Annotated in this window: 22 protein-coding genes; 18 read left to right on the forward strand and 4 right to left on the reverse strand. The window is 59.6% G+C overall.

Annotated elements, in window-relative coordinates:
• Nucleotides 1–329 precede the first annotated feature (329 nt).
• Genes gyrB through dnaA form a run of 4 tightly spaced genes read right to left on the reverse strand, consistent with a single transcriptional unit; the run spans nucleotide 330 to nucleotide 6,490 of the window.
• A complete protein-coding gene (gene gyrB / locus RTH74_RS15305) occupies nucleotides 330–2,750 on the reverse strand; it encodes a DNA topoisomerase (ATP-hydrolyzing) subunit B (protein ID WP_316915223.1) in 2,421 nt (806 codons plus the stop codon).
• Between the two features lie 4 nt (nucleotides 2,751–2,754).
• Nucleotides 2,755–3,858 (reverse strand): DNA replication/repair protein RecF, encoded by a 1,104-nt coding sequence (gene recF / locus RTH74_RS15310; protein WP_125834193.1) that lies wholly within the window; start codon nucleotides 3,856–3,858, stop codon nucleotides 2,755–2,757.
• A complete protein-coding gene (gene dnaN / locus RTH74_RS15315; RefSeq protein WP_125881409.1) occupies nucleotides 3,858–4,961 on the reverse strand; it encodes a DNA polymerase III subunit beta in 1,104 nt (367 codons plus the stop codon). Before dnaN ends, recF begins: the two co-directional genes overlap by 1 nt.
• Before the next feature lie 38 nt (nucleotides 4,962–4,999).
• Nucleotides 5,000–6,490, reverse strand: coding sequence for a chromosomal replication initiator protein DnaA (dnaA, locus tag RTH74_RS15320; RefSeq protein ID WP_106734038.1), 1,491 nt, complete (start codon nucleotides 6,488–6,490; stop codon nucleotides 5,000–5,002).
• 519 nt (nucleotides 6,491–7,009) lie between these two features.
• Between dnaA and rpmH the strand changes: the two genes are divergently transcribed.
• The 18 genes from rpmH (at nucleotide 7,010) to RTH74_RS15410 (ending at nucleotide 23,162) form a co-directional block, all read left to right on the forward strand.
• Nucleotides 7,010–7,144 carry a 50S ribosomal protein L34 gene (gene rpmH, locus RTH74_RS15325; protein ID WP_002551315.1) on the forward strand — a complete coding sequence of 45 codons (135 nt, stop codon included), beginning with the start codon at nucleotides 7,010–7,012 and terminating at the stop codon, nucleotides 7,142–7,144.
• 13 nt (nucleotides 7,145–7,157) lie between these two features.
• Nucleotides 7,158–7,562, forward strand: coding sequence for a ribonuclease P protein component (gene rnpA / locus RTH74_RS15330; protein WP_166432402.1), 405 nt, complete (start codon nucleotides 7,158–7,160; stop codon nucleotides 7,560–7,562).
• Complete coding sequence (gene yidD / locus RTH74_RS15335; protein ID WP_061238809.1) at nucleotides 7,555–7,800, forward strand: membrane protein insertion efficiency factor YidD; 246 nt, start codon at nucleotides 7,555–7,557, stop codon at nucleotides 7,798–7,800. Before rnpA ends, yidD begins: the two co-directional genes overlap by 8 nt.
• 2 nt (nucleotides 7,801–7,802) lie before the next feature.
• Complete coding sequence (yidC, locus tag RTH74_RS15340) at nucleotides 7,803–9,548, forward strand: membrane protein insertase YidC (RefSeq protein ID WP_316915224.1); 1,746 nt, start codon at nucleotides 7,803–7,805, stop codon at nucleotides 9,546–9,548.
• A gap of 157 nt (nucleotides 9,549–9,705) precedes the next feature.
• Nucleotides 9,706–11,073 carry a tRNA uridine-5-carboxymethylaminomethyl(34) synthesis GTPase MnmE gene (gene mnmE / locus RTH74_RS15345; protein WP_316915225.1) on the forward strand — a complete coding sequence of 456 codons (1,368 nt, stop codon included), beginning with the start codon at nucleotides 9,706–9,708 and terminating at the stop codon, nucleotides 11,071–11,073.
• A gap of 716 nt (nucleotides 11,074–11,789) precedes the next feature.
• The gene (gene mnmG, locus RTH74_RS15350; protein WP_316915226.1) at nucleotides 11,790–13,682 is read left to right on the forward strand and encodes a tRNA uridine-5-carboxymethylaminomethyl(34) synthesis enzyme MnmG; all 1,893 of its coding nucleotides are present in this window, start codon (nucleotides 11,790–11,792) and stop codon (nucleotides 13,680–13,682) included.
• Complete coding sequence (gene rsmG / locus RTH74_RS15355; protein WP_280084432.1) at nucleotides 13,679–14,326, forward strand: 16S rRNA (guanine(527)-N(7))-methyltransferase RsmG; 648 nt, start codon at nucleotides 13,679–13,681, stop codon at nucleotides 14,324–14,326. Before mnmG ends, rsmG begins: the two co-directional genes overlap by 4 nt.
• A gap of 11 nt (nucleotides 14,327–14,337) precedes the next feature.
• The gene (locus RTH74_RS15360) at nucleotides 14,338–15,126 is read left to right on the forward strand and encodes a ParA family protein (RefSeq protein ID WP_017676269.1); all 789 of its coding nucleotides are present in this window, start codon (nucleotides 14,338–14,340) and stop codon (nucleotides 15,124–15,126) included.
• Nucleotides 15,127–15,137: 11 nt separating this feature from the next.
• On the forward strand, nucleotides 15,138–16,007 hold the full coding sequence (locus tag RTH74_RS15365; RefSeq protein ID WP_316915227.1) for a ParB/RepB/Spo0J family partition protein: 870 nt from the start codon (nucleotides 15,138–15,140) through the stop codon (nucleotides 16,005–16,007).
• A 130-nt stretch (nucleotides 16,008–16,137) separates the two neighbouring features.
• Nucleotides 16,138–16,527 (forward strand): F0F1 ATP synthase subunit I, encoded by a 390-nt coding sequence (locus RTH74_RS15370; RefSeq protein WP_045733559.1) that lies wholly within the window; start codon nucleotides 16,138–16,140, stop codon nucleotides 16,525–16,527.
• Nucleotides 16,528–16,551: 24 nt separating this feature from the next.
• Nucleotides 16,552–17,370, forward strand: a complete 819-nt coding sequence (atpB, locus tag RTH74_RS15375; protein WP_099525059.1) for a F0F1 ATP synthase subunit A — start codon at nucleotides 16,552–16,554, stop codon at nucleotides 17,368–17,370.
• 66 nt (nucleotides 17,371–17,436) lie between these two features.
• A complete protein-coding gene (gene atpE, locus RTH74_RS15380) occupies nucleotides 17,437–17,664 on the forward strand; it encodes a F0F1 ATP synthase subunit C (protein WP_003241387.1) in 228 nt (75 codons plus the stop codon).
• Between the two features lie 85 nt (nucleotides 17,665–17,749).
• On the forward strand, nucleotides 17,750–18,220 hold the full coding sequence (locus RTH74_RS15385) for a F0F1 ATP synthase subunit B (protein WP_021487439.1): 471 nt from the start codon (nucleotides 17,750–17,752) through the stop codon (nucleotides 18,218–18,220).
• Between the two features lie 12 nt (nucleotides 18,221–18,232).
• Complete coding sequence (locus tag RTH74_RS15390) at nucleotides 18,233–18,769, forward strand: F0F1 ATP synthase subunit delta (protein WP_099525061.1); 537 nt, start codon at nucleotides 18,233–18,235, stop codon at nucleotides 18,767–18,769.
• 15 nt (nucleotides 18,770–18,784) lie between these two features.
• Complete coding sequence (atpA, locus tag RTH74_RS15395; protein WP_072425163.1) at nucleotides 18,785–20,329, forward strand: F0F1 ATP synthase subunit alpha; 1,545 nt, start codon at nucleotides 18,785–18,787, stop codon at nucleotides 20,327–20,329.
• A 48-nt stretch (nucleotides 20,330–20,377) separates the two neighbouring features.
• The gene (gene atpG, locus RTH74_RS15400) at nucleotides 20,378–21,241 is read left to right on the forward strand and encodes a F0F1 ATP synthase subunit gamma (protein WP_099525062.1); all 864 of its coding nucleotides are present in this window, start codon (nucleotides 20,378–20,380) and stop codon (nucleotides 21,239–21,241) included.
• A gap of 30 nt (nucleotides 21,242–21,271) precedes the next feature.
• Nucleotides 21,272–22,648: a F0F1 ATP synthase subunit beta gene (atpD, locus tag RTH74_RS15405; protein WP_064493638.1), complete on the forward strand. Its 1,377-nt coding sequence runs from the start codon at nucleotides 21,272–21,274 to the stop codon at nucleotides 22,646–22,648.
• Between the two features lie 79 nt (nucleotides 22,649–22,727).
• Complete coding sequence (locus tag RTH74_RS15410) at nucleotides 22,728–23,162, forward strand: F0F1 ATP synthase subunit epsilon (RefSeq protein WP_099525064.1); 435 nt, start codon at nucleotides 22,728–22,730, stop codon at nucleotides 23,160–23,162.
• Nucleotides 23,163–23,260: the final 98 nt, after the last annotated feature.

A 23,260-nucleotide genomic window follows, 5' to 3' on the forward strand; every position in this document is an offset into this window, starting at 1 on the left:
TTAGCGTTGAAGAAGCCGCAAGCGTATCGCATCGTGCTGCCCATCAAAGGTGGTTTCCTAGGCTGATGGGTGATGCGGTTTGAATTGACGCAACTTGACCTACTCCGTCCTGCCCTCAGTATTTCGCCCAGGATTCAGGCCCTCCAGAACGAGATTTCCGGCGCTTTTCTGTAGCCTCACTACAGAAGCTACCAGTGGCGGGTTCTTCGCCAATCGCTAATGCCCTGATCCACAAAGAAAAACCCCGGCGCTAGGCCGGGGTAGTGACAGAAATTGTCATGACAATAACTCGTAAAATCATGCCAATTAACCTGCCCGTCGACAGGTCTTCAGAAGTCCAGATTCGACACCGCCAACGCATTGGACTCGATGAAGTCGCGGCGCGGCTCCACAGCGTCGCCCATCAGGGTGTTGAAGATCTGGTCGGCGGCGATGGCGTCCTCGATGGTCACCTTGAGCATGCGGCGAACTTCCGGGTCCATGGTGGTTTCCCACAGCTGATCCGGGTTCATCTCACCGAGACCTTTGTATCGCTGGATGCTGTGGCGCTTGGTGCTTTCGGCCATCAGCCAGTCCAGCGCTTCCTTGAAGGTGTTGACCGGTTTCTTGCGCTCGCCACGCTGCACGTAGGCGCCTTCTTCCAGCAGGTTGTTCAACTGATCACCCAGGCTGGTGACAGTTTTGTAATCGTTGCTGGCGAAGAAGTCGCGGTTGAAGGTGGTGTAGCTGGAAAGACCGTGGGATCTGACTTCCACTTCCGGCAGCCACAGGTGGCGTTCGTGGTCTTCGCGCAGGCTGGCACTGTAGGTCTGGCCAGACTTCTCGGTAGTCTTCAAACGTGCCGCAAAGCCTTCCAGCCAGTTCTGCATGAAGGCCTGGTCCGCGAGCTGCTCCACCGAAATACGCGGCAGATAGACGAAGTGCTCTGTGATGTCCTTTGAGTAGACGCGCGACAGGCGATCAAGGGTCTTCATCACGCCACGGTAGTCGCCGACCAGTTTCTCCAACGCGCTGCCAGAAAGACCTGGAGCGTTCTCGTTGACGTGCAGGCTGGCGTCTTCCAGGGCCGACTGAGTCATGTATTCATCCATGGCCTCGTCGTCCTTGATGTACTGCTCCTGCTTGCCTTTCTTCACCTTGTACAGCGGCGGCTGAGCGATATAGATGTAGCCACGCTCGACCAGCTCCGGCAGCTGACGGAAGAAGAAGGTCAGCAGCAGGGTACGGATGTGCGAACCGTCGACGTCAGCATCGGTCATGATGATGATGTTGTGGTAACGCAGCTTGTCGATGTTGTACTCCTCACGACCGATACCGCAACCGAGCGCAGTGATCAGCGTGCCGACTTCCTGCGAGGAAATCATGCGATCGAAGCGTGCACGTTCGACGTTGAGGATCTTGCCCTTGAGCGGCAGGATCGCCTGGGTCTTGCGGTTACGGCCCTGCTTGGCAGAACCGCCCGCGGAGTCACCCTCCACGATGTACAGTTCGGACAGCGCCGGATCTTTTTCCTGGCAGTCGGCCAGCTTGCCGGGCAGGCCGGCGATATCCAGCGCACCTTTACGGCGAGTCATCTCACGCGCTTTACGGGCCGCTTCACGAGCACGCGCGGCATCAATCATCTTGCCGACCACGGCCTTGGCTTCGTTGGGGTTCTCCAGCAGGAAGTCGGAGAAGTACTTGCCCATCTCCTGCTCGACTGCGGTTTTCACCTCACTCGATACCAGTTTGTCTTTGGTCTGCGAGCTGAATTTCGGGTCCGGCACCTTGACCGAGATGATCGCAGTCAGGCCTTCACGGGCATCGTCACCAGTGGTGGAAACCTTGAACTTCTTCGCCAGGCCTTCGGCCTCGATGTAGTTGTTCAGGTGGCGGGTGAGGGCGGAACGGAAGCCGGCAAGGTGAGTACCACCGTCGCGCTGTGGAATGTTGTTGGTGAAACAGAGCAGGTTCTCGTTGAAGCTGTCGTTCCACTGCAGGGCTACTTCGACACCCACGCCGTCTTCTTCGCGCTGAATGTTGAAGTGGAAGACCTGGTTGACCACGGTCTTGTTGGTGTTCAGGTACTCGACGAAGGCTTTCAGACCACCCTCGTACTTGAACAGCTCTTCCTTGCCAGTGCGCTCGTCACGCAGCAGGATGCCTACGCCGGAGTTGAGGAAGGACAGCTCACGCAGACGCTTGGCCAGGATGTCCCAGCTGAAGTGAATGTTGGCGAAGGTCTCTTCGGACGGTTTGAAGTGGATCTGCGTGCCGGTACCGTCGGTATCGCCGACAGCGGCCAGAGGCGCTTGTGGTACGCCATGCACGTAGGTCTGTTCCCAGATCTTGCCGCTACGGCGAATGGTCAGCACCAGCTCCTTGGAGAGGGCGTTGACCACCGAGACACCCACGCCATGCAGGCCGCCGGATACCTTGTAGCTGTTGTCGTCGAACTTACCGCCGGCGTGCAGCACGGTCATGATGACCTCGGCCGCCGAGACGCCTTCTTCCTTGTGCATGTCGACCGGGATACCACGGCCGTTGTCACGCACGCTGATCGACTCATCCGGGTGGATGGTGATGGTGATTTCGCTGCAATAGCCTGCCAGCGCTTCGTCGATCGAGTTATCGACCACCTCGAACACCATGTGGTGCAGACCACTACCATCGTCAGTGTCACCGATGTACATCCCGGGACGTTTGCGTACGGCGTCCAGTCCTTTCAGCACCTTGATGCTGGAGGAGTCGTACGTTTGGTTCTCGCTCATGCCTTCACTCCCGATGGTCTTGGGTCTGGGTGATACGGCCATGTTCCACGTGGAACATGGCAACCGGCGTATCCGTCTGCCAGCCTTCCCTCAACAATTCATGATCTACACAGGTGATGAACACCTGGCAGCGCAAATCTTCCAGCAACCGGCACAGTGCCTGACGATGCTGCTCATCCAGTTCCGACGGTAGGTCGTCCACCAGATAGATACATTGGCCACGCTTGGCTTCGTTGACCAAGTGACCCTGAGCGATGCGCAACGCGCACACGACCAGTTTCTGTTGTCCTCGCGACAGGATTTCTGCCGCGTTATGCCCCGCAAGTCGAAGACGCAAATCAGCTCTCTGCGGCCCGGCCTGGGTATGCCCGAGTTGCTGGTCGCGGAGGAGGGAGGTGGCGAGCACTTCACTCAGCTCACGATCCTTGTCCCACCCTCGGTAGTAACTCAGGGTCAGCCCTTCCAGCTCCAGCAGCTCAGCCAGTGTCTTTTCGAACACCGGCTTCAAGGCCTGAATGTAGGCACGCCGATAGGTGTCGATTTCCTCACTCGCGCTGCATAGTTCGCGGTCCCACGCGGCCTGCGAAGCACCATCAAGTGTACCATGGCGCAGCCACGAGTTCCGCTGCCGCAGGGCTTTCTGCAGGCGCTGCCAGGCACCGAGAAAGCGATGTTCCACGTGGAACACACCCCAATCGAGAAACTGCCGGCGAATCTTCGGTGCACCTTCAAGCAGGCGAAAACTGTCGGGGTTGATCACCTGCAGTGGCAATAGCTCAGCCAGCTGCGCAGCACTACGTGCGTTCTGCCCATCGATACGAATCTGCAGCTCGCCCTGACGGTCGCGAGAGATACCCAGATTACTGGAGCCGCCTTCAGCCAACTGCACCTGACCGAAAATGGTACAGGCAGGTTGTTCGTAATGAATGACCGGCTGCAATCGTGTGCTGCGGAAGGAGCGGGCGAGGCCAAGCAGGTGGATCGCCTCAAGCAGGCTGGTCTTGCCGCTGCCGTTGGCACCGTGAAGGATATTGATGCGGGAGGAGGGAGAGAGGGTCACCGGGTGCAGGTTACGCACCGCAGTGACCGTGATACGGCTCAGGGACATTAAAGACGCATCGGCATGACAACGTAGGCAGAGTCGTCGTTATCGGCTTCCTGCAGCAGAGCACTGCTATTGGAGTCGGAAAGAATCAGGCGCACCTGCTCGGTGCCCATCACGCCCAACACATCCAGCAGATAGCTGACGTTGAAACCAATCTCCAGGCCGCTGCCCGAATAGTCGACAACGATTTCTTCCTCGGCCTCTTCCTGCTCCGGGTTGTTGGCCTGAATTTTCAGCAGACCAGAAGCCAGGGTCAGGCGAATCCCGCGGTACTTCTCGTTGGACAGAATCGCGGTGCGGCTGAAGGCTTCGCGCAGGCCCTGACGATCCGCCAGCACCAGCTTGTCGCCACCGCGCGGCAGCACACGCTCGTAATCCGGGAATTTGCCGTCCACCAGCTTCGAAGTGAAAGTGAACTCACCGGTGTTGGCACGGATGTGGTGCTGCCCAAGAACGATGGCGACTTCGGCGTCTTGCTCGGTCAGCAGGCGAGCCAGCTCGAGGATACCTTTACGCGGCACGATGACCTGGTGCTTGCCTTCCTGCTGGATAGTAGCTTCCATCGAGCACATGGCCAGACGGTGGCCGTCGGTAGCGACTGCACGCAACAGGCCGCTCTGAACTTCCAGGAGCATGCCGTTGAGGTAGTAGCGTACGTCCTGCTGAGCCATGGCGAAGCTGGTCCGCTCGACCAGGCGACGCAGCTTGGCTTGCGGCAAGTTGAAGGTCAGCGAACCTGGACCTTCCTCGACGGTAGGGAAGTCGTTGGCTGGCAGCGTCGACAGGGTGAAGCGACTGCGACCGGCCTTGACCAGCAACTTCTGGTCATCGACACGAATGTCGATCATCGCGTCGCTTGGCAGGCTCTTGCAGATGTCCATCAGCTTGCGCGCCGGCACGGTGATTTCACCCGGCTCGGCCGCGTCTTCCAGCGTGACGCGGCCAACCAGTTCGACCTCGAGGTCGGTACCGGTGAGCGACAACTGCTGGCCTTCGACCACCAGCAGGACGTTGGACAGAACCGGCAGCGTCTGGCGTCGTTCCACGACACCGGCGACCAGTTGCAGGGGTTTCAACAGGGCTTCGCGTTGAATAGTGAAATGCATGGTCTAGTCCCTTGCCTCGTGGAGCTGCATTGATTTGATCAGGTAGTCAGGGTACGCAGCAGGTTCTTATAGTCCTCGCGGATGTCCGCGTCGGATCCCCTAAGTTCAGCAATCTTACGACATGCGTGCAACACCGTGGTGTGATCACGACCGCCGAAGGCCACACCGATTTCCGGCAGGCTGTGATTGGTCAGTTCCTTCGACAATGCCATGGCCACCTGACGTGGTCGGGCGATCGAGCGCGAACGACGCTTGGATAGCAGATCGGTGATCTTGATCTTGTAGTACTCAGCGGTGGTGCGCTGAATATTGTCGATGCTGACCAGCTTGTCCTGCAGGGCCAGCAGATCCTTGAGCGATTCACGAATCAGCTCGATGGTGATATCTCGGCCCATGAAGTGCGAGTGGGCTATCACCCGCTTCAACGCGCCTTCCAATTCACGAACGTTGGAGCGAATGCGCTGAGCGATGAAGAACGCCGCATCGTGCGGCAGATCGACCTTGGCCTGGTCGGCCTTCTTCATCAGGATCGCCACGCGGGTTTCCAGTTCCGGCGGCTCGACTGCTACCGTCAGCCCCCAGCCGAAACGCGACTTCAGGCGTTCTTCCAGGCCTTCGATCTCTTTCGGGTAGCGGTCGCTGGTGAGAATAACCTGCTGACCCCCTTCAAGCAGCGCGTTGAAGGTGTGGAAGAACTCCTCCTGGGAGCGCTCCTTCTTGGCGAAGAACTGGATGTCATCGATCAGCAGCGCATCCACCGAACGGTAGAAACGTTTGAATTCGTTGATGGCATTGAGCTGCAACGCCTTGACCATGTCAGCGACGAAGCGCTCGGAGTGCAGGTAGACCACCTTGGCGTTGGGGTTCTTCGCCAGCAGGTGATTACCCACAGCATGCATCAGGTGAGTCTTGCCCAGGCCGACGCCGCCATACAGGAACAGCGGGTTGTAACCATGCTTGGGGTTGTCCGCCACCTGCCAGGCAGCAGCGCGCGCCAACTGGTTGGACTTGCCCTCGACGAAGTTATCGAAGGTAAAGGTGCGATTGAGGTAGCTGGTGTGCTTGAGGCCACCCTCGACCTGTACGGTACGTTCGGTGCGTGGCGCCACGGCAGGAGTCGGCGGTTGCGGCGCGGAGCCCCCCATGGAATCGAAGCTGGCACGCGATGGCTCTTGCTGTGCAGGCGGCGGAACCGGCTTGCTGACGGCAGCGGCGGCCTGAACCTGAGCTGCACGTGCAGCGGCAGGCAAAGGGGCCGTTGGCGCGACGCGGGCAGTCGCTGCACGCTTGCTGCCTATTAATAAGGAAAGCGCAGGGACCAGACCGCCGGCGCGCTCACCCAGAAGCTCGAGCAAACGGCTCAGGTACTTTTCGTTGACCCAATCGAGTACGAAACGATTCGGCGCATATACACGCAGCTCGTCGCCTTCGGCTTCGACCTGCAGAGGACGTATCCAGGTGTTGAATTGCTGGGCCGGCAACTCGTCGCGCAAGAGCTCGACGCATTGCTGCCATAGTTCCACTGACACTGACTATCCCCTATCCAGGCGGCGATGCAAAAACAGCCGACATTGTAACGGCGAACGACCGAGTTATCCACACAGCAGGGATTAGATGGCCAAGTAAAATCAAAGCCTTACTTACATTCATCAGACTTATCAGCAGCCCATGAGCCTTGTGGATAAGCACCCTATAACCTTCTGTAAAACCCTGGGGACGAACGGGCGGATAACTGCATTGTGGGTAACCCTGCTTTCTATCCTCAGGCTGTATGCAGGAGACGCACAGACCAACCAAGCCTTTTGGACAGACTTATCATCGCCGCATGAGCAGCCGGAAAGGGGCTGCCAGCGGGTTTTCCACAGGTATCGGCAGCACCATTCAACATAAACATAGAAAAAGAGCTTTAAACCCTTTTCCTTCTTTCTATTTCTATCTAGCGAATAAGGTTGGTTGGAAATTGACCTACCGCGCGGCTTTCTCTAGAATTGCCGGTCTCTTAAAACCGGGGTCATACCGACCCTAGTCGATCACCCAGGTAACGCACCATGAAACGCACTTTCCAACCCAGCACCATCAAGCGCGCTCGCACCCACGGTTTCCGTGCCCGCATGGCCACCAAGAACGGCCGTGCCGTCCTGTCGCGTCGTCGCGCCAAGGGCCGCAAGCGTCTTGCTGTCTAACTAATCCAGACAGGTGGTGAGTCGAGGCTTCGGCCGGGAAAAGCGACTGCTGACTCCCCGGCAATTCAAGGCAGTCTTCGACTCCCCAAGCGGTAAAGCTCCGGGCAAAAGTGTCCTGTTGCTAGCGCGCGATAACCAGCTTGATCATCCCCGCCTAGGTCTGGTGATCGGCAAGAAGAGCGTCAAGCTCGCCGTCGAGCGCAACCGCATCAAGCGTCAAATCCGCGAGTCCTTTCGCCTCAATCAGGTCAACCTGACAGGCTGGGACATCGTGGTGGTCGCCCGCAAAGGGCTAGGTGATCTGGAGAATGGCGAACTTGCCCAGCAGTTCGGCAAACTCTGGAAACGCTTGGCCCGAAGCCGGCCCAGTCGCGACGCAGACTTATCCCCCGGGACAAGCGACAATCCCCATGCGTAAAGCGGCTCTAGCCTGTATCCAGGTTTATCGCTACGCCATCAGCCCGCTGATGGCCAGTCATTGTCGTTTCTACCCCAGCTGCTCCTGCTATGCCTACGAAGCCATCGAACAACATGGCTTCCTGCGTGGTGGCTGGCTGACGGCGCGCCGTCTCGGTCGCTGTCACCCATGGAATGCCGGCGGTTTCGATCCGGTTCCACCCGTTAAAACATCCCGTTCCCCTTCGATGGCCGAATAATCATGGATATCCAACGTTCGATCCTGATCGTCGCCCTGGCAGTCGTGTCCTACCTCATGGTCCTGCAATGGAACGAGGACTATGGCCAGGCTGCTATGCCAGCCGAGGTTAGTACCTCGACCGCGGCGACGCCTGCCCTGCCCGACACACCTGCTGTAACCGCCAACACCGGCGGCGACGACATTCCAACTGCCGTGGCCGAGCCTACTGCAGCTGCTGTCGCGCCTACTGCCGCTACCAGCGATGAGCTGATTCGCGTCAAGACCGATGTTCTGGACCTGGCCATCGACCCGCGTGGTGGTGATGTCGTGCAACTGCGTTTGCCGCAGTACCCGCGCCGTCAGGACCGCCCGGACGTTCCGTTCCAGCTGTTCGACAACGGCAACGAGCGCACCTATCTCGCGCAGAGCGGCCTGATCGGCCAGAACGCTCCGGACAAATCCAGCGGTCGTTCCCTGTGGAGCAGCGAGAAGCAGAGCTACGAGCTGGTCGAAGGCCAGGACAGCCTGGTGGTCGATCTCACCTTCAGCGAGAACGGTGTCAACTACATCAAGCGCTACAGCTTCAAACGCGGCCTCAACCCGCAATGCTCCGCGCGCGAGCAGGAACTGAAGAAGCCTGGCTGCATCGATCCGTCCGCCTATCAGGTCGACGTTCGTTACCTGATCGACAACCAGAGCGAGCAAGCCTGGAGCGGCAACCTGTTTGCCCAGCTCAAGCGCGATAACAGCGGCGACCCGTCCTCGACCACCGCTACCGGCACCGCGACCTACCTTGGCGCCGCTCTGTGGACCACCGACGAGCCGTACAAAAAGGTGTCGATGAAGGACATCGACAAGCAGTCCTTCAAGGAAACCGTGCAGGGCGGCTGGGTTGCATGGCTGCAGCACTACTTCGTCACCGCCTGGGTGCCGAGCAAGGACAGCACGAACCTGATTCAGACCCGCAAAGACAGCCAGGGCAACTACATCGTCGGCTTCACCGGCCCGTCCGTGCAGGTTGCTGCCGGCGCCCAAGGCGAGACTGGTGCGATCCTCTACGCTGGTCCCAAGCTGCAGGAACACCTCGGCACCCTGTCGCCAGGCCTGGAGCTGACCGTCGACTACGGCTTCCTGTGGTTCCTCGCCCAGCCGATCTTCTGGCTGCTGGAAGTGATCCACGGCGTACTCGGTAATTGGGGCTGGTCGATCATCGTCCTGACCATCATCATCAAGCTGATCTTCTTCCCGCTGTCTGCTGCCAGCTACCGCTCGATGGCGCGCATGCGTGCCGTATCGCCGAAACTGCAGGCGTTGAAAGAGCAGCACGGTGACGATCGCCAGAAGATGTCCCAGGCGATGATGGAGCTGTACAAGAAAGAGAAGATCAACCCGCTGGGCGGCTGCCTGCCGATCCTGGTGCAGATGCCGGTATTCCTCGCCCTGTACTGGGTACTGCTGGAATCGGTCGAAATGCGTCAGGCCCCGTGGATGTTCTGGATCACCGACCTTTCGATCAAGGATCCGTTCTTCATCCTGCCGATCATCATGGGCGCGACCATGTTCATCCAGCAGCAGCTCAACCCGACGCCGCCGGACCCCATGCAGGCCCGCGTGCTGAAGCTGATGCCGATCATCTTCACCTTCTTCTTCCTGTGGTTCCCTGCCGGTCTGGTGCTGTACTGGGTGGTCAACAACTGCTTGTCCATCGCCCAGCAGTGGTACATTACCCGCCGGATTGAAGCAGCAACGAAAGCGGCCAACGCCTGATTCGCCAAGGCTTCCAAGCATCAAGCAAACGCCCCATGATTGGGGCGTTTTGCTATCCGAGCATTTATCGTAGGAGCGAGCTCTGCTCGCGAATCGCTGTTATCCACAGCTCTTCTTCCGCGTGCCTACTAGCCCCATAAACATCGAGTAAACCGCCATGAACCACGCCCGAGACACCATCGCCGCCGTCGCTACCGCCCAGGGTCGTGGTGGCGTGGGCATCGTGCGGGTATCCGGTCCACTGGCAGGTCAATTGGCTCAGGCCATCTGCAGACGTGAGTTGAAGCCACGCTTCGCTCATCATGGGCCGTTCTATGGCGAGAGCGAGCTGACCCTGGATGAAGGTCTGGCCATCTACTTTCCCGGCCCCAACTCCTTCACTGGTGAAGACGTACTGGAGCTTCAGGGCCACGGCGGCCCTGTGGTGCTCGATCTGCTGCTGCGCCGCTGCATGGCGTTGGGGGCACGCCTGGCACGCCCAGGTGAGTTCAGCGAACGCGCCTTCCTCAATGACAAGCTCGACCTGGCCCAAGCCGAAGCCATTGCCGACCTGATCGAGGCCAGCTCCGAGCAGGCCGCTCGCAATGCGCTGCGTTCGCTGCAGGGCGAGTTCTCCAAACGCGTGCACGCGCTGACCGAATCGCTGATCCAACTGCGCATCTACGTCGAAGCCGCCATCGACTTCCCCGAGGAAGAGATCGACTTCCTCGCCGATGGCCATGTACTGAACCAGCTCGACGGTGTGCGCGCCGACTTATCCACAGTGCTGCGCGAAGCGGGCCAGGGTGCATTGCTGCGCGACGGCATGACCGTAGTCATCGCCGGCCGTCCCAATGCTGGCAAGTCCAGCCTGCTCAACGCCCTCGCCGGGCGTGAAGCAGCCATCGTCACCGATATCGCCGGCACCACGCGCGACGTGTTGCGCGAACATATCCACATCGACGGCATGCCCCTGCACGTGGTCGACACCGCCGGCCTGCGTGATACCGACGATCAGGTCGAGCGCATCGGCGTGGAGCGTGCGCTCAAGGCCATCAGCGAGGCGGATCGCGTGCTGCTGGTAGTGGACTCCACTGCGCCGGAAGCCGCCGATCCCTTTGCCCTCTGGCCAGAGTTTCTGGAGCAGCGTCCGGATCCAGCACGGGTCACCCTGATCCGCAACAAGGCCGACCTCTCCGGTGAGGCAGTCGCGCTGGAAACCAGCGCCGACGGCCACGTCACGCTGAGCCTGTCCGCCAAATCCGCCGAAGGTCTCGAACTGCTGCGCGAGCACCTGAAAGCCTGCATGGGTTATCAACAGACCGCCGAAAGCGGTTTCAGCGCGCGGCGGCGTCACCTCGAAGCGCTGTTGCAGGCGCAGCAGCACCTCGAGCACGGCCGCAACCAGCTCACTCTGATGGGCGCCGGCGAACTGCTGGCCGAGGATCTACGCATGGCCCAGCAGGCCCTGGGCGAAATAACCGGCGCCTTCAGCAGCGACGACCTGCTGGGGCGGATCTTCTCCAGCTTCTGCATCGGCAAGTGAAACCTTCCTCCATGCTCTTGCCTACAGGGCTCTTGTAGGAGCGGATTTATCCGCGAAAGCGCATGCGTGCCCGCCATCAATCTTTCCCCTCCTTGTCATTCCCGAGCTTTCACCCGGGTTAAGAACCGCTGCGCGTCGTCTTGATTCGCGGCGGGGCAACCGCTCCTACACACAACTGACAGGCCTTACGCGCCAAGCAGATTTCCCCACAAATAAGCTTGCTGGATCACCAATGAATGGGCTGCTGCTGCGCATTTACTGAGTTATTCAGGCCAAAATAAACCCTGTGGAAAATCGCACTTAAACCCTGCCCATAACCCTATGACAAAGCTGGGCGTAACCACCCCTGTGGGTAACTGGCACTTCCATCCACAGTGGTTCAGCAGCTTTCTCAGTGGATCCGAGCAGGAACGCCACAGGCTTATCATTCTCTGTACACCAATAACAGCAAGGGATGCAGATGGTTATCCACAGAAAAGCCTTGCTCTATACATAAACATAAAGAACAAGCTTTATAAAAATTCTCTCTTTCTATTCTTTATAAGCCTGAGCGCGTTTTTCACAGGGCAAGGGTGATCAGGTAATGGAAATCGTGCGAACAACCATGGCCAACCAGTTGGCTATTTTTTGTGCAGAAGGCTTCATTCAGCAGGCTTAAGTCCCTATACTTGCCGCCTTTCTTTCAGACCCCTTTCTCAACAGGCACGAGGTGCGTGGTGGATTTCCCTTCCCGTTTTGACGTGATCGTGATCGGCGGCGGTCATGCCGGTACCGAAGCAGCCCTGGCTGCAGCACGCATGGGCGTGAAGACCCTGCTGCTCACCCACAATGTCGAGACCCTCGGCCAGATGAGCTGCAACCCGGCTATCGGCGGGATCGGCAAGAGCCACCTGGTCAAGGAAATCGATGCCCTCGGCGGCGCCATGGCCACCGCTACCGACAAGGGCGGTATCCAGTTCCGTATTCTCAACAGCCGCAAGGGCCCAGCTGTCCGTGCCACGCGCGCGCAAGCTGACCGTGTGCTGTACAAGGCTGCGGTGCGCGAGATTCTGGAAAACCAGGCCAACCTGTGGATTTTTCAACAGGCAGCCGATGATCTGATTGTGGAAAACGCCGAGGTCAAAGGCGTTGTTACCCAGATTGGGCTCAGGTTCCATGCGGACTCCGTGGTGTTGACCACAGGCACCTTCCTCGGCGGACTTATCCACATTGGTCTGCAGAACTACTCTGGTGGCCGTGCCGGAGATCCGCCCTCCATCGCTTTAGCCCACCGTTTGCGCGAGCTGCCGCTGCGCGTCGGCCGCCTGAAAACCGGTACACCGCCGCGCATCGATGGACGTTCGGTTGATTTCTCGGTGATGACTGAACAGCCAGGCGACACCCCCACGCCGCTGATGTCCTTCCTCGGCAAGCGTGAGCACCAGCCCAAGCAGATCAGCTGCTGGATCACCCATACCAATGCCCGCACCCACGAGATCATTGCCGCCAACCTCGACCGTTCGCCGATGTACTCGGGCGTGATCGAAGGCGTCGGCCCCCGCTACTGCCCGTCGATCGAAGACAAGATCCACCGCTTCGCCGACAAGGACAGCCATCAGGTATTCATCGAGCCGGAAGGCCTGACCACCCACGAGCTTTACCCCAACGGTATCTCCACTTCGCTGCCGTTCGACGTGCAGTTGGAGATCGTGCGCAGCATCCGTGGCATGGAGAACGCCCATATCGTTCGCCCTGGCTACGCCATCGAGTACGACTACTTCGATCCGCGCGACCTCAAGTACAGCCTGGAAACCAAGGTCATCGGCGGGTTGTTCTTCGCCGGCCAGATCAACGGCACCACTGGCTACGAAGAGGCGGGTGCGCAAGGCCTGCTGGCGGGCTGCAACGCCGCACTGCGCGCCCAAGGCAAAGAGGCCTGGTGCCCGCGCCGCGATGAGGCCTACATCGGTGTGTTGGTCGACGACCTGATCACCCTGGGCACCCAGGAGCCGTACCGCATGTTCACCTCGCGCGCCGAATACCGGCTGATCCTGCGTGAGGACAATGCCGACCTGCGCCTGACCGAGAAAGGCCGCGAGCTGGGCCTGATCGATGACGAGCGCTGGGCAGCCTTTGAGGCCAAGCGTGAAGGTATCGTGCAGGAAGAGCAGCGCCTGAAAAGCACCTGGGTGCGCCCGGGCACGCCTCAGGGGGATGCGATTGCCGCGCGCTTCGGTACGCCGCTGGCACACGAATACAACCTGCTCAACCTGCTGGCTCGCCCGGAGATCGACTACGCCACACTGGTCGAACTGACCGAGGCACCGGTTGTGGATAACCAGGTGGCCGAGCAGGTCGAGATCAAGACCAAGTACGCCGGTTACATCGACCGTCAGCAGGACGAAATTGCCAAGTTGCGGGCCAGCGAGGACACCAAGCTGCCGGATGATCTGGACTATGCCTCGATCTCCGGGCTGTCCAAGGAAATCCAGTTCAAGCTCGGCGCCACTCGCCCGGCCACACTCGGTCAAGCTTCACGTATCCCTGGGGTTACCCCGGCGGCTATTTCCCTGCTGCTGATTCACCTGAAAAAACGTAGCGCGGGACAGAAGCTGGAGCAGAGCGCCTGATGTCGGTCACTCAGCGTCATGCCGAAGAATTGATCCAGGGCGCCCGCGAACTGGGCATCGAGCTCAGCGCCTTGCAGCAGGAACAACTGCTCGCCTACCTGGGCCTGCTGATCAAATGGAACAAGGCCTACAACCTCACCGCGGTGCGCGATCCCGACGAGATGGTCTCGCGCCACTTGCTCGACAGCCTGTCGGTAGTCCCGTTCGTGGCCGAACTTGGAGATAACTGGCTCGACGTCGGCAGCGGCGGCGGCATGCCCGGTGTTCCGCTGGCGATCATGTTCCCCGAGCGCCGCTTCACCCTGCTCGACTCCAACGGCAAGAAAACCCGTTTTCTGGTCCAGGTAAAGCTGGAGCTGAAACTCGCCAACCTCGAGGTTGTCCACAACCGGGTCGAAGCGTATCGGCCTGAGCAGCCGTTCGATGGCATCAGCTCGCGCGCTTTCAGCAGCCTGGAAGACTTCAGCAACTGGACGCGCCACCTCGGCAGCGTCGACACCCAGTGGCTGGCGATGAAAGGCGTACACCCGGATGACGAATTGCAGGCCCTGCCGACCGACTTCCGTCTCAGCGCCACGCATGTGTTGCGGGTTCCCGGTTGCCAAGGCCAGCGCCATCTGTTGATACTGCGTCGCTCGGTCTAAGGGGAAAGAAGATGGCCAAGGTATTCGCGATCGCCAATCAGAAAGGCGGCGTGGGCAAAACCACGACGTGTATCAACCTGGCTGCTTCTCTGGTGGCGACCAAGCGCCGCGTGCTGTTGATCGACCTCGACCCTCAGGGCAACGCGACCATGGGCAGTGGCGTCGACAAGCACGGCCTCGAGCACTCGATCTACGACGTGCTGATCGGTGAATGCGATCTGAGTCAGGCCATGCAGTTCTCCGAGCACGGCGGCTACCAGCTACTGCCGGCCAACCGCGACCTGACCGCCGCGGAAGTTGCCCTGCTGGAAATGAAGATGAAGGAAAGCCGCCTGCGTTATGCCCTGGCGCCGATCCGCGAGAACTACGACTACATCCTCATCGACTGCCCGCCATCGCTGAACATGCTGACCATCAACGCCCTGGTCGCCGCCGACGGCGTGATCATCCCCATGCAGTGCGAGTACTACGCGCTCGAGGGGCTGAGCGACCTGGTCAACAGCATCCAGCGCATCGCCCAATTGCTCAATCCCAAGCTGCAGATCGAAGGTCTGCTGCGCACCATGTACGACCCGCGCATCAGCCTGACCAATGACGTTACCGCCCAGCTCAAGCAGCACTTTGGCGACAAGCTGTACGACGCCGTGATCCCGCGCAACGTGCGCCTGGCCGAGGCGCCGAGCTTCGGTATGCCGGCGCTGGTCTACGACAAACAATCCCGTGGAGCCATCGCCTACCTGGCCTTGGCTGGCGAGCTGGTGCGCCGTCAGCGCGCCGCCGCGAAAACCGCTACCGCTTAAGGAACATCCGCATGGCTGCGAAGAAACGAGGTCTGGGTCGAGGTCTGGACGCACTGCTCGGCGGCAACACCGTCAATGCACTGCAGGAAGAGGCCGCCCAGGTCGACACGCGTGAGCTGCAATACGTGCCGCTGGAGCTGATCCAGCGCGGCAAGTATCAGCCGCGTCGTGACATGGACCAGACCGCGCTGGAAGAACTCGCCGCCTCCATCCGCGCCCAAGGCGTGATGCAGCCCATCGTTCTGCGCCCCATCGGTGGTGGTCGTTTCGAGATCGTCGCCGGTGAACGGCGCTGGCGTGCCAGCCAGCTGGCTGGCCAGGACAAGATCCCGGCCATGGTCCGTGAGTTGCCGGATGAAGCCGCCATCGCCATGGCGCTGATCGAGAACATTCAGCGCGAAGACCTCAACCCGATCGAGGAAGCCGTGGCCCTGCAGCGCCTGCAGCAGGAATTCGAGCTGACCCAGCAGCAGGTCGCCGATGCCGTCGGCAAGTCGCGCGTGACCATCACCAACCTGCTGCGCCTGATCGCCCTGCCGGACGAGATCAAGACCCTGCTTTCCCACGGCGATCTGGAAATGGGTCATGCCCGTGCACTGCTCGGTTTACCCCTCGAACAGCAGGTTGAAGCCGCGCGACATGTTGTCGCACGTGGCCTGACCGTTCGTCAGACCGAGGCCCTGGTGCGCCAATGGTTGAGTGCCAAACCGGCCCCGGCCAAAGCCAAGGCCGACCCGGACATCAGTCGCCTGGAACAGAAGCTCGCAGAGCGTCTGGGCTCGCCAGTGCAGATCAAGCACGGTAGCAAGGGCAAAGGACAGCTGGTGATCCGCTACAGCTCCCTCGACGAATTGCAGGGCGTACTGGCGCACATTCGTTGAAACAATTCAGTCTGTAGTCCTACTTCGCTCCTACTACAGCACGGTTGATCGGGCGCAGGCTGGCCCATATACTCCCCGCGCAATTTTGTCGGCTATGGGCCGAGTTTCGGCACCTTGCAGGGAGAGGTCGATGGGCATCCCCAGTAAGGTCCCGTTTCATCGTCAGCCAGGTTTTCCGATCCTGATTCTTCAGGCCATCGTGACGGCTGTAATTGCAGTGATTTTTGCCGTCAGTGGTGGATGGGTTGCGGCCTATTCGGCACTGCTGGGCGGGCTTATCGCCCTGCTGGCCAACGCGTATTTTGCATTCAAGGCCTTTCGTTATTTTGGCGCGCGTTCGGCCCGAGCCATCGTCCAGTCGATCTGGGCCGGGGCCATGGGTAAATGGATTATCACGGCAGTGCTGTTTGCACTGGCGTTCGTAGGGGTTGAACCACTTGCACCGATGCAGTTGTTCATCGGTTATCTGCTAGGCCTTCTGGCTGCAGCTTGTGCTCCCCTACTCATGAAAGTTTTCTGAAGCATTGGACCGTTTGAGGCGTTTATGGCTGATACCCCAGCAGAATATATCCAGCATCACCTGCAGAACCTGGTCTACGGCTCTCACCCGGATAAGGGCTGGATCATTGCCCAGACCCCGGAAGAGGTGAAAGCGATGGGCTTCTGGGCTGTCCATGTGGACACTCTGGGCTGGTCCCTGTTCATGGGCCTGATCTTCATCACCCTGTTCCGCATTGCCGCCAAGCGCGCCGTTACCGGCGTACCGACTGGCCTGCAGAACGTGGCCGAGATGTGCATCGAGTTCGTCCAGGGCATCGTCAAGGACACCTTCCACGGCAAGAACCCACTGGTTGCGCCGCTGGCCCTGACCATCTTCGTCTGGGTGTTCCTGATGAACAGCTTGAAGTGGATCCCGGTCGACTACATTCCTGGCCTGGCGCATGCCATGGGCCTGCCGTACTTCAAGATCGTCCCCACCGCTGACCCTAACGGTACCTTCGGTATCTCCCTGGGCGTGTTCCTGCTGATCATCTTCTACAGCATCAAGGTCAAGGGCATCGGTGGCTTTACCAAGGAACTGTCGTTCACCCCGTTCAATCACTGGGCGCTGATTCCTTTCAACCTGTTCCTGGAAATCATCGGCCTGCTGACCAAGCCGCTGAGCCTGGCCCTACGTCTGTTCGGCAACATGTATGCCGGTGAAGTGGTGTTTATCCTGATCGCGCTGCTGCCCTTCTACGTTCAGTGGGGTCTCAACGTGCCATGGGCTATCTTCCACATCCTGGTCATTCCGCTGCAGGCGTTCATTTTCATGGTGCTGACCGTGGTTTATCTGAGTGCTGCGCACGAAGATCACCACTGATCGACATCGAAAAACCCGAAAACCCCTAACTCGTAACCTTAACCTCTAAAAACTCTGGAGCTAACTATGGAACTCGTCTACATCGCCGCTGCCATCATGATCGGTCTGGGTGCCCTGGGTACCGGTATCGGCTTCGCCCTGCTGGGCGGCAAGCTGCTGGAATCCACCGCTCGCCAGCCTGAGCTGGGCCCGCAGCTGCAAACCAAGACCTTCCTGATGGCCGGTCTGCTCGACGCCGTTCCGATGATCGGTGTTGGTATCGCGATGTACCTGATCTTCGTTGTCGCGGGTTAAGAGTTCCTGAGTCGAGGCAGCATGATGAGTGCTGCCTCTTCAGGCTTTTCTTCCCTGAACACGAGATAGCACGAGGTAAATCGCTGTGAACATTAACCTGACCCTGTTCGGTCAAACGATTGCCTTCGCTATTTTCGTCTGGTTCTGCATGAAGTTCGTATGGCCGCCGCTGACGCTGGCCATGCAGGAACGCCAGAAGAAAATCGCAGAAGGTCTGGATGCTGCCGGGCGCGCTGAGCGCGATCTGCAGTTGGCCCAGGAACGCGCTGCCCAGATGCTTCGTGAAACCAAAGAGCAAGCTGCCGAAATTCTCGACCGGGCGAACAAGACCGCCAACGCAATCGTCGAAGAAGCCAAGGCCCAGGCCCGCTCTGAAGGTGAAAAGCTGATTGTTGGCGCCAAAGCCGAAATCGATCTGGAAGTGAACCGTGCCAAGGAACAACTGCGTGCACAGGTAGCAGCTCTGGCTGTCACCGGCGCTGAGCAGATCCTGCAGTCCTCCGTGGACGGCGCTGCGCACAACGATCTGGTCGCAAAACTGGCCTCTCAACTCTAAGCGAGGCTCGCGATGATCAATACCAACACGCTCGCTCGGCCCTACGCGAAAGCTGCGTTTGAGTTTGCCAGTGCTGCACAGCAGGCCGATGCCTGGCTGAACATGCTGTCGCTGTCCGCTGCTGCGGTTCAAGCGCCGGCCATGGCTCAGCAGTTGGTCAACCCGGCGTTGACCGATGAGCAGAAAGTCAATGTGCTGGCGCAGCTCTGTGCCGGTCACATCGACGCTTCGTTCAGCAACTTCCTGCACTCGCTGGGTAGCAACGACCGACTGTCGCTGCTGCCGGTAGTACTCGAACAATTCGCTGTGCTGAAGGCTGAAGCCGAACGCGCCCTCGATGTCGAAGTCGAGTCGGCGTTCGAGCTCAGTGCTGAGCAATTGCAAACTCTGGCTGCCGCCCTTTCCAAGCGGCTCGATCGCACCGTCCAGCCCACGCCCGTGGTCAATCCCGCCCTGATCGGCGGCGTTGTCATTCGTGCAGGTGACCTGGTCATCGACGGTTCGGTCCGCGGCAAGCTGAACAAGCTGGCCGAAGCGTTGAAATCCTGATTTGAGGGAACTGGCATGCAGCAATTGAATCCTTCCGAAATTAGCGAAATCATCAAGCAGCGCATTGAGTCGCTTGATGTATCCGCTCAAGCCCGTAATGAAGGCACCATCGTCAGCGTTTCCGACGGTATCGTGCGCATCTACGGCCTCGCCGACGTCATGTACGGTGAGATGATCGAATTCCCTGGTGGCGTGTACGGCATGGCCCTGAACCTGGAGCAAGACTCCGTAGGTGCCGTAGTACTGGGTGGTTACCTGACCCTCGCCGAAGGCATGAGCGCCAAGTGCACCGGTCGCATCCTGGAAGTTCCGGTTGGTCCGGAGCTGCTGGGTCGCGTCGTTGACGCACTGGGCAACCCGATCGATGGCAAAGGCCCGATCAACGCCGCAGCTACTGACGCCGTTGAAAAGGTTGCGCCGGGCGTGATCTGGCGTAAGTCGGTCGACCAGCCGGTGCAGACCGGTTACAAGTCGGTCGATGCCATGATCCCGGTAGGCCGTGGCCAGCGTGAGCTGATCATCGGTGACCGTCAGATCGGTAAGACTGCTCTGGCCGTCGACGCCATCATCAACCAGAAAGACAGCGGCATCCGTTGCGTCTACGTCGCCATTGGTCAGAAGCAATCGACCATCGCTAACGTGGTGCGCAAGCTGGAAGAAGCTGGCGCTCTGGCCAACACCATCGTGGTAGCAGCTTCGGCTTCCGAATCGGCTGCTCTGCAGTTCCTCGCGCCGTACTCCGGTTGCACCATGGGTGAATACTTCCGCGACCGCGGTGAAGACGCCCTGATCGTGTACGACGACCTGTCCAAGCAGGCCGTTGCCTACCGTCAGATCTCCCTGCTGCTGCGCCGTCCGCCAGGCCGTGAAGCCTACCCGGGCGACGTTTTCTATCTCCACAGCCGTCTGCTGGAGCGTGCTTCGCGCGTTTCCGAAGAGTACGTCGAGAAGTTCACCAATGGCGCCGTGACTGGCAAGACCGGTTCCCTGACCGCTCTGCCGATCATCGAAACCCAGGCGGGTGACGTTTCCGCGTTCGTTCCGACCAACGTGATCTCGATCACCGACGGTCAGATCTTCCTGGAATCGGCCATGTTCAACTCGGGTATCCGTCCGGCCGTCAACGCCGGTATCTCGGTATCCCGTGTCGGTGGCGCGGCTCAGACCAAGATCATCAAGAAGCTCTCCGGTGGTATCCGTACCGCTCTGGCTCAGTACCGTGAACTGGCGGCATTCGCCCAGTTCGCTTCTGACCTGGACGAAGCCACCCGCAAGCAGCTCGAGCATGGTCAGCGCGTAACCGAGCTGATGAAGCAGAAGCAGTATGCGCCGATGTCCATTGCCGAAATGTCGGTGTCCCTGTACGCAGCCGAGCGTGGCTTCCTTCAGGACGTCGAAGTCGCCAAGATCATCAGCTTCGAGCAGGCCCTGATCGCCTTCTTCAAGCGTGATCACGCCGACCTGATGGCGAAGATCAACGAGAAGGGTGACTTCAACGACGAAATCGACGCTGGCCTGAAAGCCGGTATCGAGAAGTTCAAGGCCACCCAAACCTGGTAACCGCAGCGGGGGCTTCGGCCCCCGCCTGCTTGAACCAAAAGGTGTGAAATGGCAGGCGCAAAAGAGATTCGCAGCAAGATTGCGAGCATCAAAAGCACGCAAAAGATCACCAGCGCCATGGAAAAAGTGGCGGTCAGCAAAATGCGCAAGGCTCAACAGCGCATGGCTGCCGGTCGTCCCTATGCTGAGCGTATTCGTCAGGTGATTGGTCACCTGGCCAAGGCGAACCCGGAATACCGCCACTCGTTCATGGTGGAGCGTGATGTAAAGCGCGTCGGTTATATCGTGGTGACCTCGGACCGTGGTCTGTGTGGCGGCTTGAACATCAACCTGTTCAAGGCGCTGCTCAGAAGCCTGAAGGAATGGCGCGACCAGAAGGTCGAGGCTGATTTCTGCGTGGTGGGCAGCAAGGGCGCGAGCTTCTTCCGCAGCAACGGGGGCAACGTGGTTGCCGCCATCAGCAAGCTGGGTGAAGAGCCGTCCATCAACGACCTGATCGGTAGCGTCAAGGTTGTGCTGGATGCCTACGCCGAGGGCCGTATCGACCGTCTGTATCTGGTGTCGAACAAGTTCGTCAACACCATGACGCAGAAGCCGGAAGTGCAGCAGCTGCTGCCGCTGGCCGCGAGCGATGCGCAAGGCGTGCAGAAAGGTCTGTGGGACTACGTATACGAGCCGGACGCCCAGCAATTGCTGGATGCGCTGCTGGTACGTTACGTCGAGTCGCAGGTCTATCAGTCCGTGGTCGAGAACAGCGCGTGCGAACAGGCTGCGCGGATGATCGCGATGAAGAACGCAACCGACAACGCCGGTGATCTCATCAAAGACCTGCAGCTGGTTTACAACAAGGCACGTCAGGCAGCGATCACCCAGGAAATTTCGGAAATCGTCGGCGGCGCTGCCGCGGTTTAAGAACGGTTCAAATATTCAGAGGAACCAAAGATGAGTAGCGGACGTATCGTTCAAATCATCGGCGCCGTCATCGACGTGGAATTTCCGCGTGACAAGGTGCCGAGTGTTTATGAAGCGCTGAAAGTAGTTGGCGCCGAAACCACCCTGGAAGTTCAGCAGCAGCTGGGCGACGGCGTGGTACGTACCATTGCGATGGGTTCGACCGAAGGCCTCAAGCGTGGCCTGGACGTCAACAGCTCTGGCAAGGCCATCTCCGTACCGGTCGGTAAAGCGACCCTGGGCCGGATCATGGACGTGCTGGGCAACCCGATCGACGAAGCCGGCCCGATCGGTGAAGAAGAGCAGTGGGAAATTCACCGCCCTGCGCCGAGCTATGCCGAACAAGCTGGCTCCAACGAGCTGCTGGAAACCGGCATCAAGGTTATCGACCTGGTCTGCCCGTTCGCCAAGGGCGGTAAAGTCGGTCTGTTCGGTGGTGCCGGTGTCGGCAAGACCGTGAACATGATGGAACTGATCCGTAACATCGCCATCGAGCACAGCGGTTATTCCGTGTTCGCCGGTGTGGGTGAGCGTACTCGTGAGGGTAACGACTTCTACCACGAGATGAAGGACTCCAACGTTCTCGACAAGGTAGCCCTGGTTTACGGTCAGATGAACGAGCCACCAGGCAACCGTCTGCGCGTCGCACTGACCGGCCTGACCATGGCCGAGAAGTTCCGTGACGAAGGTCGTGACGTTCTGCTGTTCGTCGACAACATCTACCGTTACACCCTCGCCGGTACCGAAGTATCCGCACTGCTCGGCCGTATGCCGTCGGCAGTAGGTTACCAGCCGACTCTGGCCGAGGAGATGGGCGTTCTGCAGGAGCGTATTACCTCCACCAAGAAAGGCTCGATCACCTCGATCCAGGCCGTATACGTACCTGCGGACGACCTGACCGACCCGAGCCCGGCGACTACCTTCGCCCACTTGGACGCCACCGTCGTACTGAGCCGTGACATCGCTTCCTTGGGTATCTACCCGGCCGTTGACCCGCTGGACTCCACCAGCCGTCAGCTGGACCCGAACGTGATCGGCCAGGAACACTACGAGACCGCTCGTGGCGTTCAGTATGTTCTGCAGCGCTACAAAGAGCTGAAGGACATCATTGCGATCCTGGGTATGGACGAGCTGTCCGAAGACGACAAACAGCTGGTATCGCGCGCTCGTAAGATCCAGCGCTTCCTGTCCCAGCCGTTCTTCGTGGCTGAAGTCTTCACCGGTGCCCCGGGCAAGTACGTGTCCCTGAAGGACACCATTGCCGGCTTCAGCGGCATTCTCAAAGGCGACTACGACCACCTGCCGGAACAAGCGTTCTACATGGTAGGCGGCATCGACGAAGCCATCGAGAAAGCCAAGAAACTGTAAGTAACGGGTGCGCCCTCTAGGGGGCGTCCGGGCCGGAGCGGGCACTAGCCCAATCCGGCCTCTCAACCGAGGCATTGTTATGGCTATGTCAGTCCACTGCGATATCGTCAGTGCGGAAGAAGAGCTGTTCTCGGGGCTGGTGGAAATGGTCATCGCCCACGGTCACCTGGGTGACCTGGGTATCCTGCCGGGCCACACCCCGCTGCTGACCGATCTCAAGCCGGGTCCGGTGCGAGTGATCAAGCAGGGTGGCACCGAGGAGGTGTTCTACATCTCCGGTGGCTTCCTGGAAGTTCAGCCGAGCATGGTGAAGGTTCTTGCCGACACCGCTGTTCGCGCTGGCGACCTGGATGAAGCCGCTGCCATCGAGGCACGCAAGGCTGCCGAGAAGGCGCTGAGCGAAAAGGGCACCGAGTTCGACTACGGCAGTGCTTCGGCACGCCTGGCCGAGGCTGCTGCCCAGCTGCGCACCATCGAAGAGATGCGCCGGAAGTTCGGCGGCCGCAGCCGCTGATCGCGTATCGCGGTATCACGCAAGGGGCGACTTAGGTCGCCCCTTTGCGTTTCTGGCAAACTAGCGTTCTTTCATGCGGCTCCCTCTGGCCGCGGTCA

The organism is Pseudomonas sp. zfem001 (genome assembly GCF_032621725.1).
Classification (GTDB): Bacteria; Pseudomonadota; Gammaproteobacteria; order Pseudomonadales; family Pseudomonadaceae; genus Aquipseudomonas; species Aquipseudomonas sediminis.

Bases quoted from the DNA above. Each gene is read 5' to 3' on its own strand.
- atpE (WP_003241387.1), top strand. From the start codon at position 17,437: ATGGAACTCGTCTACATCGCCGCTGCCATCATGATCGGTCTGGGTGCC.
- mnmE (WP_316915225.1), top strand. From the start codon at position 9,706: ATGAACCACGCCCGAGACACCATCGCCGCCGTCGCTACCGCCCAGGGT.
- dnaN (WP_125881409.1), bottom strand. From the start codon at position 4,961: ATGCATTTCACTATTCAACGCGAAGCCCTGTTGAAACCCCTGCAACTG.
- atpD (WP_064493638.1), top strand. From the start codon at position 21,272: ATGAGTAGCGGACGTATCGTTCAAATCATCGGCGCCGTCATCGACGTG.
- RTH74_RS15360 (WP_017676269.1), top strand. From the start codon at position 14,338: ATGGCCAAGGTATTCGCGATCGCCAATCAGAAAGGCGGCGTGGGCAAA.
- atpG (WP_099525062.1), top strand. From the start codon at position 20,378: ATGGCAGGCGCAAAAGAGATTCGCAGCAAGATTGCGAGCATCAAAAGC.
- RTH74_RS15370 (WP_045733559.1), top strand. From the start codon at position 16,138: ATGGGCATCCCCAGTAAGGTCCCGTTTCATCGTCAGCCAGGTTTTCCG.
- yidD (WP_061238809.1), top strand. From the start codon at position 7,555: ATGCGTAAAGCGGCTCTAGCCTGTATCCAGGTTTATCGCTACGCCATC.
- rpmH (WP_002551315.1), top strand. From the start codon at position 7,010: ATGAAACGCACTTTCCAACCCAGCACCATCAAGCGCGCTCGCACCCAC.
- RTH74_RS15410 (WP_099525064.1), top strand. From the start codon at position 22,728: ATGGCTATGTCAGTCCACTGCGATATCGTCAGTGCGGAAGAAGAGCTG.
- RTH74_RS15390 (WP_099525061.1), top strand. From the start codon at position 18,233: ATGATCAATACCAACACGCTCGCTCGGCCCTACGCGAAAGCTGCGTTT.
- gyrB (WP_316915223.1), bottom strand. From the start codon at position 2,750: ATGAGCGAGAACCAAACGTACGACTCCTCCAGCATCAAGGTGCTGAAA.
- atpB (WP_099525059.1), top strand. From the start codon at position 16,552: ATGGCTGATACCCCAGCAGAATATATCCAGCATCACCTGCAGAACCTG.
- RTH74_RS15365 (WP_316915227.1), top strand. From the start codon at position 15,138: ATGGCTGCGAAGAAACGAGGTCTGGGTCGAGGTCTGGACGCACTGCTC.
- atpA (WP_072425163.1), top strand. From the start codon at position 18,785: ATGCAGCAATTGAATCCTTCCGAAATTAGCGAAATCATCAAGCAGCGC.
- yidC (WP_316915224.1), top strand. From the start codon at position 7,803: ATGGATATCCAACGTTCGATCCTGATCGTCGCCCTGGCAGTCGTGTCC.
- recF (WP_125834193.1), bottom strand. From the start codon at position 3,858: ATGTCCCTGAGCCGTATCACGGTCACTGCGGTGCGTAACCTGCACCCG.